This is a genomic window from Neolewinella antarctica, from assembly GCF_011927835.1.
GTDB classification, from domain to species: domain Bacteria; phylum Bacteroidota; class Bacteroidia; order Chitinophagales; family Saprospiraceae; genus Neolewinella; species Neolewinella antarctica.
On the sequence record NZ_JAATJH010000003.1, the window covers coordinates 270,558 to 284,496 of the forward strand.

A 13,939-nucleotide genomic window follows, 5' to 3' on the forward strand; every position below is an offset into this window, starting at 1 on the left:
TGCTCACTCTTGGTGTCATTCTTCACGCCCCTGTGTGCTCAGACTATGCTTGATTCAATCCCAGCCGGTACGGTGGTGCCAGCAAAAATCATCAGTGTCGGTCAGGACTATACGAATATTCCACCACCGAATGCTAAGAGTGACTTACCCGTGCTGAGGAGGCTGCTTCGCGGAAGCTGGAAGATCACCGGGGCGCTGGGCGTGACGGCTACGAACAAATTTTGGGGCCGGGCCAACGAAACGTTTACCCACAGCACTCGCTTGAGCGAAGGTGGTGTCAGGTTTTTCTTGCCGGATGGTGAGGTCGTATTTGGTGACGATCGCCAGGGCGTTCGGGGCTCCTACACTCGGCACAGTGCAATTTATCCCCGCCTTGGGTTAGCACGGCAGTTGAATTGGGGTGGGCTGCTGCACGGTACGCTCGGCTACTATCAGTCGACGTTAAAGCTAAATCGAGATCCTTTCGCTGATTTGGCGGAGAATAAGTTGCGGACGATCAATACGTCTGAAGAACGCCTGATCACCCTAGAATTAGGGTTTCAGTATACCTTTCTACGCACCTACCGCTTCCGACCCTTTCTGGGTGTAGCATTGATGAACTACCTATACTATGAAGGGGAAACGCGAACTAACGTATATGACGGTCGCAGCGGGCAGACAAATCTTTTTAGTGGGCTCCGCATCAAGAAGTCCTTGTCACTCAACCCCGAATTGTCCCTTACGGCCGGCTTTCAGTACCAACTTTCCGAACGTTTTTCCGCTGGCTTATTCGGCCACGCAAACTGGGCGCTCGAGGTTTTCATCGAGGCACGATTGGGTTTGGAAATGCGCTATTATTTCAAGCGGCAGCGTTTATGACCGCTTAGGTTGCTTAGCAAAGTAAGGGCGCGGTCGTTGATGCAGGGTATAAATATAGTGGGGCTGGGTTTACGGGGCCCGCCGGAAGAAATACGAAAAAGTTAAAAATCAGAATAAATCACGTACATCCCTAACGGTCGTCCCATCTTTAACGTCAATAGTTAAAGTTGGGGCCTGCGATACGCACGGCGGCAATATCTTCATCCACTAACTACAAACCCTTATCTTAGGGGACCTAACGTAAATACCTTCAACACCTTTCCCATGCACAAGCTTACTTTCTCCCTCCTCGCTTTTCTCGCCATCGGTCTTTTCTCCTGCGAGAACGAGTACGAAAACATCTACCCCAGCATCGCCGACCAGGAGATTTCCTTCAAGGTCGACGGTCAGGCGCAGAGTTTCAAAACCCTCCCCAATACCTACGGACCGGGTAGCGTCTTTACTTACGAGGGCGCTAACCCCGGCAGCAACTTTCTGGACATGGCGCGCGCCAGTGAAGACGGCACCACCGTTATCACCATCAGCGCGAAGGACCTGCCCGTGGAAAAGGCGGCCGGTCAGATCAACTACGTAGGCCGTGGCCTAACCCCGGCGACCATCACCATTACCAGCACGGAGATGAGCGGCAGCATCTACTGCCCCCACTACGAAGGCACCGACGAGATGACCTATCAGGGCTTCATCCGCTTCGATAACATCGATGCCGCCGGCGCGCTGAAGGGGGAATTCTCCTCCGACAAGCGGGACGACAGCAACCCCGAACTGCGGGACGGTTCGTTCGACCTCAAGCTGGGCGTGACGGAGTACTAAACTTCCCGCCGGCGGAGACCCAATTAAGAACCATGAGGCTTACTAAAATACTCCTCAGTCACCGCCCCCGGGCCTACCGACGGAGTGGCCTGACCCTGCTGTGCTTTGTCCTTTCTCTGGGGTGGCTCGGTGCCCAGGGTTCGGGGGTGCCCGCCTCGCGACCGGATACCACCGCGCCCGCCCCACCGACCACCATCGCGGGTGAAATGGCTATGCCAATACTGGACACCTCGCTGCTCAGCCCCGCCCTCAAACGACGCTACCTTAAACTCTACCGGCAGCAACAGGGCCGGGGGAGTTTTAAGGGCAACTGGCAAGTCACTGCCTCCCTGGGCGTGGGGTCTACTAGCGACAAAGACTACCGAAACTATACTTACACGCGCACCGCTACGCCGGGCAACGGCCGAAGCTTCATCCTACCTTCCGGTGAGATCGTGTTTACGGAACGCTCCGCTAGTTTCAGGAACGGTCGCGACCAGGATTTGACGAGCGCCACCACTCTTTACCCGCGCCTCGGCGTTGCCCGGCAGACCCGGAGGGGGTGGTACTTTCACGCCAGCACCGGCTATTATTACAATCGATTACAACTGAAGGGTGATAATCCGTACGTGGGATTGAACGACGATGAGGTGCAGCTAGTCGTCACTTCCCGGGAGGACGCGGTTTCGTTGGAATTTGGCATCCAGTACACCTTCATGCGTAGCCGTCGTTTTCGTCCTTTTCTGGGCGCGGGCCTGTTTAGTACTCTGTACTATCGCGGTGAGGAGCGCTGGGACTTTTACGATGCGAATACCCGCCAGCAGGGTGTTTTTCGTGGTTTTCGCAGTGAGGAATTTTTCCCAATTTATCCGGAGCTCGGTCTTACCGCAGGTTTTCAGTTTGCGGTAACTGAGCGTGTCTCCGTCGGTGCGCAATTGTTCAGTAACGGAGGTTCGAACGTGTATTACGATGCCCCGTTTGGTGCGGAAGTACGTTACGCGCTGAAATAGATAATGGCCCGGACTAGCTCAGCACGCGAGGAACTAACCGCATTTGCAGCCAAATAACCCCGGGCCCTCACCGGCATTCTTTTAGCTACGGTAATGCTGTCGATCCGGCCCACCGCTTTGCTGCTTTTATTACTCAATTCTTCAGACAGCATATTTAGCACCTTGTATCACCTTGATCCCATGACAATTAGTATGTTAATTCCCGTAAATTTCTTTATGAACGCTCGCCGAAGCGGACTGATCTGGTTATTACTTGCCCTGCCCCTCGGCTGGCTCAACGCTCAGCGGGTCGATACGATCCCGCCGAAGCCGGGTACTTATCAGCTCCGGCTGTTTGAGGTAACTTACGCCGACACGACGTTACCCGTCGCGGACGCCGAACCGCTCACCGTCACCAAACGACGCTACGACAGACTCCTGCGGCGGCAGCAGCGTAAGCACTACGAAGGGCACTGGCTGGTGAACGGCTCCCTGGGCATCGGGCTGGATAATTATGGCGATTACCGCAACCGCACGTACACCCGGTCCACGACGGGGGAAGGTGGACGGAACTTCATTCTTCCTTCCGGTGAGATCATTTTCACGGAACGTTACTTCGGTAGCTATTACAATTATGATAATCAGGACATAACGAGGTCTACGGGTATATACCCGCGGATCGGCCTTGCCCGGCAATCCCGTTGGGGCGGGTATTTTCACGCCACCGCCGGTTACTACCGCAGCCGGGTAAAGCTCAGGGGGGATCCTTACGACGATTTGGCCGATAACGGAATTCAGACCGTCGTTACGTCTGAAGAGGATGTGGGTACACTGGAGATCGGGTTTCAGTACACCTTTTTGCGTCGTCATCGCTTTCGGCCCTATTTGGGGTTTAGCTTTTTCAATACCGTCTATTACCACGGCGAGGAACGGCAGCACGTTTACGACGTTCAAACGCGCCAACGGGGCATCGTTAGTGGTTTTCGGAGTAAAGAATTTTTTCCTCTTTATCCGGAGTTCGCACTCACCGCCGGCTTCCAGTTTGAGGTGACAAAGCGCCTCTCGCTCGGTGCGCAAATTTTTGCGAACGAAGGTTTTAATATTTTTATCGACGCCCCCGTTGGCGTGGAAGCACGCTATACGCTCAAGTAACTACTCTTCTGTCCTTCGACATTAGGCGGTATGTCCTGACGAGCAAATTGATTTTAGCAATAGATGAATTGCTAATCTGTCTGTCTTCTTGGGGGTTGCCGAAAATCTTATTTCTGACGAATACTGGTAAGCGGCTCCAGATCGGGGGCGTGTCTTGTAATTTTCGTTTACCGCTGAGGGCACCTTATTGTTTTCCAATTAGTAAAATACCATGAGTTCTACCTCGTCTTCCCGGAGCTGCCCCGCCCAAGCCCACTGGCGGGGTAGTCTGATCTGGCTACTTCTCATCTTACCCTTGGGTTGGCTTAGCGCTCAGCAGACGAGCGTGCCGAAATTGCCATCTGATACCTACCAACTCCAGCTTTTTAAAGCTCAGGGGCGCGATACCACGCTGCCCGATGCGGATGCCGCGCTCCTTAATTTTACAAAACGACGTTATGACCGGCTTTTGCGTCGGCAGCGGCGTAAGGATTATGAGGGTTTCTGGGCGATCAATGGTTCGGTGAACGTTGGAAGTCGTAGTGTTCACGACTATACCGGCAGTACTTTCCGTCGGTCAAGCGCGGCCGACCAACTACGCACATTCATCATGCCTTCCGGCGAAATCATTCCTGCGAACGGCAATGATAATTTCTACGGAGACATTACGGGCTATTCGAGCTATTTGCTCCGCGTTGGTATCGCCCGGCAGACTCGCTGGGGGGGGTATTTTCACCTGACGCCCGGGCTCTACCGTAGGCGGGTTGCCCTGACGGGTGATCCGTACGGTCATCTGGAGGAGGACGAAATTCAAGTGGTCAGAACTTCGAAGGTGATGGCTGGCATATTCGAGCTAGGGTTTCAGTATACCTTTTTCCGTCGACGCCGCTTCCGCCCCTACTTGGGGTTCGGTTCGGTTAACCTGATTCGCTACAGTGGCGAGACTCGACGGGATTTTTACGAAGCGAGAACCCGCCAAACTGGAGTTATCGGTGGTTTCCGAATTAAAGATTCCTTCCCCCTCTATCCTGATCTGTGCCTGACCGCCGGGTTTCAATTTGAGCTTACGCGACACCTTTCGGTTGGTGCACATGCGTACGCAAGTGATGGCGTCAACTTATACATCAATGCCCCCATTGGCTTTGAAGTCCGCTATCTTTTTAAATAGCTTTCTATTGATGACTACAACTTCAGTGAAGCTACCAATTACCGCCAGGCAAAAGAATTGGCGATGGTAATCATTGACGTTACGGTGTAGGTACTCGGACAATATTAAACGTACATCTTGTAATCCTCTCCGAAGGTAGAGGGGGAGACGAGGCAGCTCGCTACGCTCGTCAAAATGTTATAATAATATTGTCCAACTACTTAGGTATTTTAAAACGGTACAATAGGTTTAATTCATCTCGTTAGCAATGGCAGCTTTGGTAATGGCTGGGTCCGTTCGAAAATTGCACGTGCTAACTTTCGACGAGCTTTATCCAGGTAATACTAAAGATGCCCTTATTTTTTTGCATTAATATTATATTATGAAGTATTTCAACTCTTTTACGTCCAACAGACTTTGGACCTGCCACCGGGGCGGTTTGCTCTGGCTCCTCTTCGCCCTACCGGTAAGCTGGCTCGGTGCTCAGCAAACGGGTAATGCGCCAGCGCCAGGCGACTATACCCTCCGAATAGTAGAGAGCTGGAATCAGGACACTACGCAGTACGCAACGGATACCGAACCGCTCAACATTACCAAACGCCGCTACGACCGGCTCCTTCGGCGGCAGCAACGGGATAAATACGAGGGCCGCTGGCTCGTGAGTGGCTCCCTGAGTATGGGATTCTCTCGTAGTGGCTATTACGGGGGTGCTACTTACACAAGAACAACTAAAGAAAATTCCTACACACGATTTTACCCTTCCTTTGGGGAGGTCATCTACGCGGATTACGACGAGGGTTCTTACGGTGAAGACATAACGAGCTACTCAAGCCTCTTTCCCCGGGTCGGCGTCGCCCGGCAAACGCGGTGGGGAGGGTATTTCTACGCCGCGCCCGGTCTGTACCGCAATCGGGTGTCCTTAAACGGCGATCCGTACGCAAACCTGGATGAAGACCAAATTCGGACGGTAAAAACGTTGAGTAAGGACATGGGAACGTTCGAAGCCGGCTTCCAGTACACCTTCATGCGCCGCCATCGCTTCCAACCCTACCTCGGCTTTAGTGTCCTGAGCATCCTGTACTACGATCGGGCGATACGCAGTAATTTCTACGAGGCAAAAACTCGCCAGAGTGGGTCCGTTGACCGTTTCTACCAGGAACCCTTCTTCATTCCCGCTCCTGAACTTATGCTGACGACCGGGTTTCAGTTTGCGGTCAACGAGCGCATCTCGGTTGGTGCCCACGTGGTCGTTGACAGGGGGTTTCGTGACTTCATCGACGCCCCCGTCGGCATTGAAATCCGGCACTCTCTAAAATAGACCTTACCTTAAGCCACCCCAAAGCGCACCCGCCCCATGGCTAAAGATATTTCCGACGACGACCTCAAACTCTACTACTCCATCGGGGAAGTAGCCAAAAAACTGGGCATCAGCGCCACCAAGATCCGCTACTGGGACAAGGAATTTAGCCACCTGAAACCCAGCAAGAACAGCCGGGGCGACCGCCGCTTCACCAAGGACAACGTTAAGCAGTTGCAGCAAATCGATTTCCTGCTCAACCAACGTGGCTTTACGTTGGAGGGCGCACGCAAAGAAATTGCCAGTGGGAAACGGAAGTCTACGGATAAATCGGAGATCATCGACCGGCTCGTCACCGTGAAGCGGAAACTAGAAGGCTTGCTGTAACCCTCGCCGGCCCCCTCCTTTACAGGTTTGCCATCCCTACCTTCGCCGCATGGCTACATTGCTCTATTACTGTATTCTGCTGCCCGTCAGTAAGCTACCACTGCGTATTATTTACGGGATTAGCCGGGTGTTTTACGTGTTGGCCTACCGGGTGTTCGGTTACCGGACAAAAGTCGTCCGCACCAATATCCGCGCTTCTTTTCCGGACTGGTCGGAGGCGGAAGTCGACGGGCAGGTCGAAAAATTCTACCGTTACTTTTTCGATTCCGTCGCCGAGTCCATCAAGCTCTTCAGCATGTCGGAGGAAGAAAGCATCGAGCGCTGCCGCGTCGTTAATCCGGAATTGATCGCCCCTTACGCTGAAGCTAACCGGAGCGTCATGGTCGTCGGTGCGCACTACGCCAACTGGGAAATTGCCGCGCTTTCCTTCCCCCTTATTTTTGAACGCCAGACCGTCATGGGCATTTACAGCCCGTTAAAAAATGAGGCGATGGACACCCTGGTGCGGGAAAATCGCCAGCGCACCGGAGTTCATTTGGTTAGCCGCCGGGTGGTGGACGAGTACTACGAGGAAGACCCCGTCCGCCCCAGCATCGATTTTTTCGTCGCCGACCAATCCCCCAGCAACCACGTTTGGCAAAAGATTCACTGGACGACCTTCCTCAATCAGACGACTGGCTTCCTCGCCGGCCCCGAGCGCTACGCGGTGCGCAACAACATCCCCGTGTTTTACATGAACTTGCGCATCATCAATCGCGGCCACTACGCCGCCGAGCTCACGCCCATTACGCTCCACCCCCGGGAAACGTCCCCGGGTGCCATCACGGAAGCTTTTGCGCGGACGCTGGAGCAAGAGATTTTACGAAACCCCACCCCCTGGCTCTGGACCCACCGCCGCTGGAAACGGGACGTCCCCGAAGAAGTCACCCAACTCCTCAAAGAGCAAAGTTTCGTGGGCCCTGAGTACAGTAGGTAATCAGCGTGGTTAGTCTTACGTCACCTCAATTCGTCCCTTCCCCCCAGCTCGCGGTAGCGTAGCACCTAGTGGGGACTCCGTATTTCTGACGGGAGTGGCCGGAAAACGGTGTACTCTTTTGAGCGGTCGCAGAATCAAAAAGCTTCCACCCGCCGCGCCACGTTCCACCGTACGCCCAGGTTAACCACCGTCGTCTCCAGGTCACGCGCCGTCGCTTCCGAATCCTTGTTACGGGATAAAAACTCGCCCTCCACCCAGAAATTAGGCATCACTTCATAACCCGCCCGGAGGGTAATCAGCGTGTTGGTGTAGTTAATTCCCTGTCCGATTTCGTTCTGAAAATCCATCTCCCGGAGTCCGTGGGGTTGGTTTAGGTCCTCTCCTACGACTCGATCGGCCATCCCTTCCCCCTGGTCGATCAGATACAAGCGGGCCCGCAGGTTCAACCTCGGCAGTGGCCGGTAGTCGATACCAAACAGGTTCTCAGTAAAATTGGCCCCGAGGGGGTGCGCGAGCGGTAAAGCGAAGTGTGTGTAGTGGCTTTTGTCGCGGTGCGTATAGGTGTAAGGGCGCGCTACGTTACGCTCAATCACCAAGTCGAGCTGGTCCAAACCGAAAGCATCGACGTAGCGCGCGCCGACCTGGTAAGCCCACTTATTGGCCCACCAGCCCCGCCGCTCGATGAAGAGCTCGTCGAACTTAAACTCATCCAACATAAACTGTCCGTAAAATTCCACGCTCCACGGGCTACGGTAGCGGCCCGTAAAACCAATCATCGCATTATCCGGGCTACCGACGCTCTGCTCGATCGTGCGGTACAGGATCACGGGGTTAAGGTAGGCGAGGTCGAAACCATCTTCCCGGTTCAGAACAACGGCTTCGAAAAGACCAAAGGTTAATCGTTTGCCGACATCGATGGACAAATAATGCGCGGCGAGGTATTTTTTCGGCAGTGGAACGCCGGGAGCCGTATTCCGGGCGGGGCCGTTCGTTAGCTCGGCAAAAATATTGCGGTAGTGGAATTTCCAAATCCGCCAGTTGAGTTCCAGAAACGGGTAGTTGTTACTGAAATCCGACAACAGAACACTGCGTTCTCCGTCTCCGATAAAATGAGTCCCGTAGCCAAGGCGCGCGCCGACGTGGCGGGTTATGTCCGCCGAGACGTATCCTTGACCATTCAAATAATCGTTGCCGTCCGTCACGTTAGCCAGGTCGAGCGTATATTTTTTTAAAAACCCCGCTCCCGGGATCGCCCCGAATCGATCACGTAGCTGGCGAACGTAGTTGGGCAAACCCACCTGCGTTTCCAGGAGGTCGAAGTGAAGAAAGATCCGGTCGTCCACACCCGCGCGCAGCGTGAGGCCACGGCGGTTGAAAAAGTAATCTTCCGCGTCACCCTGTTGCTTGCCGTATCGGAAATCCACAATGGGATTGAGGCGTAGATAAAAATCTTTGGTATTTACTTCCACCAAATTGGCGGGGGTGGGGTAGAACAGTTTCAAAATCGGATCCCGCCGGCGGTAAAGCGGGCTATCTTTAGAAAAGAGGGCAAAATCGTTCCCCTGGTAGTAAGCAGCCCGGTCCACGTCCGGCGTGGCGGTCAGGTCCGGTAGTGATAACCACTCGTTGTTGTCGTCGTAGAAGGCCTGGAGGCGGTAGCGGTCGACCCGTGACATTTCCGTGCCGTACAGTTTATCGTACGTTTTGGCCAGCTGCACCAGGGAAGCCCGATTGAGCGGTTGCAAACCTAAATCCGTAGCCGGGCGCGTAAACCCTTTGTAACCGTAGCGGACGGACAATCGCCGGACGAAGTCGTAATTATCATCACCCACCGGCAGGGGGCTGCCCTGGGCGGGAAGGATGAGTGGGAAACAAGAGAGGAGCAACAAGACTACCGAGCGAATGGACATGGCACGAAGGTAAGACTTGACGACCCCGGAGACACAACACCTAGCCCACGGCCAGAAAGAAATGCGAAATAATCACCATAGCATACGGTTAAGGCGAGGCCCCTGCGTTCCTGTTTCATAAATACCCCGCATGCGTTACTTCCTTTTGTCAATTCTTCTCTGTGTTTGCGTGCCTGGCCTATTCGCTCAGGACGTTATCGAACAGGGCTACGGGATAGAATTAGCCCCCCACTACGGTAGTCGCCGCATCAGTGCCGGAAGTGGCTTTCCCTTCACGGAACTGGAACGGCAGGATAGCCTGGAAACCGGGACGGCCGGGTACGGAATCGGTATCGTGTACACGAGCCGTGTCAACAAAATCGGGTTTACTACGGGTCTACGCTATCTGGAAACTGGGTACGACGTCGACTTGCAAAGTGACCAGCGCCCGGGTAGTGGTCGGACGTTCAGCCAGAAAGTCCGTGCCCGGTACCTATCCGTGCCCTTCGAGCTTAATTTTTACCAAGACATCACGGAGAAAGATCGAATGTTTTTCACGCTGGGCGTTGCCGGCCACTTACACCTCGGCACGAGTATTAACCAAACTAATTTTCAGGACGGTGACCGAGTTGACGAGCAGCAATTAGCAAACGATCCGGACCAATCCTTCCGTTCACCAGTGTTCAGCATCAACACCGCGGTTGGCTTCGACCGTAAATTTAACGACCGGTGGAGCTTACGGGTCGAGCCCTTTTTCCAGTTCTTCCTCCAGGGAAACGTAAAATCCAACTTCGACCAGACTAACCGGAATTACTATCAGTTGGGGACGAGGGTACTGGTTAGACGAGGGTTTTGACGGACATGTGGTCTGTGGTCTATAGTGCTTAAAGACCAAGGACCCAGACTACAGGCCCCAGGCTAATTACGCATGTAATCGAACCTGTCGGGCCGCCAGAACTTCCTGCTCTTCCTCCCGCTCCGGGTCGGGGACGCAGCAATCAACCGGACAGACGGCGGCGCACTGCGGCTCTTCGTGAAAGCCGACGCACTCCGTACACTTATCCGGGACGATGTAGTAAAACTCATCACTCACGGGTGCTTTTTCAGCCTCGGGGGCCACGACTTCGCCCGTTTCGAGTGGGTAGGGCTCACTGATGGTAGTGCCTTCGGCCATGGACCACTCCACGCCGCCTTCGTAAATGGCCGTATTGGGGCATTCTGGTTCGCAGGCTCCGCAGTTGATGCAGTCGTCGGTGATCATGATGGCCATGGGGAGGGAAGTTTTCTGATGCTGGGTAAAGGCAAGTGGTCCGAAAATCGGCCACCATTTTTGTAGGTTTGTTTAAAGAACAATCTAAGTGGATGCTTTGGTTGTGCTCTTTAGTTTCGCAAAATTACGAAATTGGTCGTGGACCCGCCCACAATACCCCGCTCATTCGCGTTAAATCATTGCACCGGCGACCGCGCCATTCTGACAAAGCTCGTTGTTACAAGACAACTTTGCCAGACGCTAATGACTTTACAAGGTCCGCAACTGCCGGGATTGGGACTAATAGCTAGCTAATTGCTTAAAAATAGTCCCTAAAATTTGCTTACTTCGAAAAAAATAGTATCATTGGCGGCAGCGAAATAATTGCGCCCCGCCCAAGCTACTACACCGCCCATGGAAAGATATAGTGATGACGACCTCCAGGAATTTTCCGTCCGAATAAAGACGGATTATAAGGAGGCAAAAAACGAACTGGAAATCCTGCAAGGGCAGGTCAGAGAACTTAGTGAAACCATGTCCCAAAACTTCGGTGCGGACATGGGTGAAAACAGTGGTTCCGTTACCTCGATGGAACTGCTCAACGAGCAAGTGCTCCGCAAGCGGGATAGCATCCAGGCGCTACAGAACGCTATGTTGCGTATTCAGAATAAAGTCTACGGCACCTGCGCCGTCACCGGCAAACTCATCGCCCGCGACCGTCTGGCCGCCGTACCCACCACGACGAAGAGCCTCGAAGGCATGCGCATGCAGGCCAGCGGTGAGCTCGACATCACCGCCGCCGACGTGGCCCGCCGCGCCGCCGAGCGCCGGGAAGGGCCCAACAAGATTGTTTCGAAGATCAAAAAACCGCCGCCGCCGCCCCGTAAACCAAGCAAGCCTAAGCGGAAAAAACCCGGTCGCAAGCCGCGCCGGCCCGTCGAGGAAGATGACGACGATATCATTTGATTGGTTGTCGACCGTGATTCATCGCGCTCAAAACAAACGCCCTTGCTCTACTCGTCAATCGAGCGGAGCAAGGGCGTTCGCTTTTTGGTGCCGGGACGGCGCGTCGTCCGAAGTAACTCAACCAACCGAGCGTAGCGTCAACACCGTAACCTCCGGCAAGATCCCCACCCGCCCCGGGTAGCCCAGGAAGCCCAAGCCCCGGTTCACGTACAAATACTGCTCCCCCTCCCGGTAAAGCCCCGCCCAGTGTTTGTAGATGTACTGTGCCGGGCTCCAGCGGAAGCCGGGAATTTCGACGCCGAACTGAAAGCCGTGCGTGTGGCCACTGAGCGTTAAGTCGATGTCTGGGTAACCGGGGCGAATCTTGGCGTCCCAGTGCGTCGGGTCGTGACTCAACAGCACCTTACAGTCGCAATCTTCCACGCCCGTAGTTGCTTTGGGCAAATTAGCCTTGCGGGGGAAGCGGAAGGCGGCGCCCCAGTTTTCGACCCCGAGAATGCCCAACTTGTGCCCGTTGATGTCGAGGATGCGGTTCTCGTCGCGCAGTAAGTCCCAACCCAGGTCGGCGTGGTAGCCGTAAAGCCGCTGCATGTTTTCTTCGATAATCACTTTCTCCTCGTCGCTACCCTTCGGCACGCCCCAGTTGTGGTAGGTGCCGTAATCGTGGTTGCCCAGCACGGAATAAACCCCGTATTTCCCCTTCACTTCCTTAAAAATGTCGATGAACGGGACAATCTCGTCGGCTTCGCTATTAACAAGGTCGCCGGTGAAACACACTACGTCGGGAATTTCGGCATTGATCATCCGGACGGCTTCCTTCAGCGGTTCGCTCTGCGTCCAGGAGCCGGAATGCATGTCGCTGATCTGGACAATTTTCAGGCCATCGAGCCCGGCTGGTAGCCCGGTGATGGGGACATCGACCGCAAAACGGCGGTAGCGGTAAGCGTTGCGGACGATGCCGTAGGAGAGCACGGCCACGGGAACACCGCCGGCCACGAGCGCGGCCTTGGACAGAAAACGGGAACGGGACACGTCGCGCTCGGTAACGGGGCTCACCTTGTTGATCCCCCAGTTTATGCCGCGTCGCAAATCGTCGCCTAACAACAACAGCGCGATCGGAACTTTACCCAGCCAACTCAGGAACAGGAAAACGTTAATGCTGGTCTTCGTCACCTTATCCCAGTCGGCGGTGACCTTAAAGGCATTCAGGGCCAACAGCACGTACGCTAAGCCCGTGATTGCCCAGTAAAGTGTCGTCACTAAGCGGCGCGTCGAGCTTTTGTAGGGAGAGATCCAACTGCGAAAAGCTTGGTAGGCGTACACGTCCAGGCTAACCAAGACAAAGAAAAGTAAGAGTATTCGATAATTCATTCGGTAGGGCGGGGAAAGCTGAAACAAGGCAACGCGCAGCCGGCCCAATGTTTCACCGCAGTCGCTCGTAACCGAGGAAACGTCGTGGATAATCTTCCCCGACGAGCACGAAGGGTAGGGGCCAGAGCGAGTCGCGGTAGACGGTCACGGTTTTTGCCCGCCCATCCGCGTAAAGTTTGATTTGGCCGTACAGTCGGTCGCGGTGCGCGATTTCGTCGAATTGGTCGGCGTAGGGCGCGGCCGCCGGTGCAATGAAGCGGGTGGCTGACGCCGCCAGGTTACCTGTGGTAATTCCCCAGAGCACGGAGTCGCCCCGGTACACGATCAGGCTATCGACGAGCCGCGGGTCCAGGTCGAGTAGCTGCCGATCGCGGTAGGCGTCGAAGTTCAGGTAGTTAGTTCTCCAGGTGCGGGTACGGGGCGGGAGGGCGAGGGCGGATTGGTCGTCCGTAGCTAAGTGGGCCAGCACGGGTTCGTGTAGGTCGTTGGGGAATTCAAGGGTAAAATTCTCTTGCTGGGCGGTTGTCCCAACGCTCAGGGTAATTGATTGCCCCTTGCGGTCGCGTCGTGGGTTAAGTTGGACGGAATCTGATTGCAACGTCCGTAGTTCGTTCACGAAAGTATTTATCCGTTCGGTCTGTCCGTAAATAAGTCGATGATCCCGCGAAACTACCCACTGATTTTCTTCACCCCGCTTCAGCTCAAAGGGGCCTTCATTTTCGGGCGTAACAACAACGTAGCTAATCGCCTCACTTCCTTTAGAAAGCAATTCAGTTTTTAGCGGAGCGTCCGACAGCCGGTCGAAGTAATAATAGGCACCATAGGCGAGAAAAACGAAGAGTAATAGATACAGCAGACTACGCATAGTGGGAAAGATACACCGATCAAAG

At 54.5% G+C, this 13,939-nt stretch carries 14 protein-coding genes; 10 read left to right on the forward strand and 4 right to left on the reverse strand.

Going from position 1 to position 13,939, the window contains the following annotated elements; all coding sequences use genetic code 11:
- Positions 1–45: 45 nt before the first annotated feature.
- From GGR27_RS11000 to GGR27_RS11035, 8 genes are all read left to right on the forward strand, one after another.
- Complete coding sequence (locus tag GGR27_RS11000; protein ID WP_168037499.1) at positions 46–858, forward strand: hypothetical protein; 813 nt, start codon at positions 46–48, stop codon at positions 856–858.
- A 264-nt stretch (positions 859–1,122) separates the two neighbouring features.
- Positions 1,123–1,668 (forward strand): hypothetical protein, encoded by a 546-nt coding sequence (locus GGR27_RS11005; RefSeq protein WP_168037500.1) that lies wholly within the window; start codon positions 1,123–1,125, stop codon positions 1,666–1,668.
- Positions 1,669–1,700: 32 nt separating this feature from the next.
- A complete protein-coding gene (locus GGR27_RS11010; RefSeq protein WP_168037501.1) occupies positions 1,701–2,657 on the forward strand; it encodes a hypothetical protein in 957 nt (318 codons plus the stop codon).
- Between the two features lie 216 nt (positions 2,658–2,873).
- Entirely contained in the window at positions 2,874–3,788 is a 915-nt protein-coding gene (locus tag GGR27_RS11015; protein WP_168037502.1) for a hypothetical protein, read from the forward strand.
- 211 nt (positions 3,789–3,999) lie between these two features.
- A complete protein-coding gene (locus tag GGR27_RS11020) occupies positions 4,000–4,935 on the forward strand; it encodes a hypothetical protein (protein ID WP_168037503.1) in 936 nt (311 codons plus the stop codon).
- Positions 4,936–5,296: 361 nt separating this feature from the next.
- Positions 5,297–6,232, forward strand: a complete 936-nt coding sequence (locus GGR27_RS11025) for a hypothetical protein (RefSeq protein WP_168037504.1) — start codon at positions 5,297–5,299, stop codon at positions 6,230–6,232.
- A 36-nt stretch (positions 6,233–6,268) separates the two neighbouring features.
- Positions 6,269–6,598: a MerR family transcriptional regulator gene (locus GGR27_RS11030; RefSeq protein WP_168037505.1), complete on the forward strand. Its 330-nt coding sequence runs from the start codon at positions 6,269–6,271 to the stop codon at positions 6,596–6,598.
- A gap of 49 nt (positions 6,599–6,647) precedes the next feature.
- Entirely contained in the window at positions 6,648–7,574 is a 927-nt protein-coding gene (locus GGR27_RS11035; RefSeq protein WP_168037506.1) for a lysophospholipid acyltransferase family protein, read from the forward strand.
- 134 nt (positions 7,575–7,708) lie between these two features.
- On the opposite strand, the gene GGR27_RS11040 is transcribed toward GGR27_RS11035, so the two are convergent.
- Positions 7,709–9,484 (reverse strand): capsule assembly Wzi family protein, encoded by a 1,776-nt coding sequence (locus GGR27_RS11040; protein ID WP_168037507.1) that lies wholly within the window; start codon positions 9,482–9,484, stop codon positions 7,709–7,711.
- 130 nt (positions 9,485–9,614) lie between these two features.
- On the opposite strand from GGR27_RS11040, the gene GGR27_RS11045 reads away from it, so the two are divergent.
- The gene (locus GGR27_RS11045) at positions 9,615–10,319 is read left to right on the forward strand and encodes an outer membrane beta-barrel protein (protein WP_168037508.1); all 705 of its coding nucleotides are present in this window, start codon (positions 9,615–9,617) and stop codon (positions 10,317–10,319) included.
- A gap of 66 nt (positions 10,320–10,385) precedes the next feature.
- Here GGR27_RS11045 and GGR27_RS11050 read toward each other — a convergent pair whose 3' ends face one another.
- Positions 10,386–10,733, reverse strand: a complete 348-nt coding sequence (locus tag GGR27_RS11050) for a 4Fe-4S binding protein (protein ID WP_168037509.1) — start codon at positions 10,731–10,733, stop codon at positions 10,386–10,388.
- A gap of 393 nt (positions 10,734–11,126) precedes the next feature.
- Here GGR27_RS11050 and GGR27_RS11055 point away from each other — a divergent pair, with 393 nt between their 5' ends.
- The gene (locus tag GGR27_RS11055) at positions 11,127–11,678 is read left to right on the forward strand and encodes a TraR/DksA family transcriptional regulator (RefSeq protein WP_168037510.1); all 552 of its coding nucleotides are present in this window, start codon (positions 11,127–11,129) and stop codon (positions 11,676–11,678) included.
- A 117-nt stretch (positions 11,679–11,795) separates the two neighbouring features.
- Here the strand turns inward: GGR27_RS11055 and GGR27_RS11060 are convergent, their stop codons facing one another.
- Positions 11,796–13,049, reverse strand: coding sequence for a metallophosphoesterase (locus tag GGR27_RS11060; RefSeq protein WP_168037511.1), 1,254 nt, complete (start codon positions 13,047–13,049; stop codon positions 11,796–11,798).
- Positions 13,050–13,101: 52 nt separating this feature from the next.
- The gene (locus GGR27_RS11065; protein WP_168037512.1) at positions 13,102–13,914 is read right to left on the reverse strand and encodes a hypothetical protein; all 813 of its coding nucleotides are present in this window, start codon (positions 13,912–13,914) and stop codon (positions 13,102–13,104) included.
- Positions 13,915–13,939: the final 25 nt, after the last annotated feature.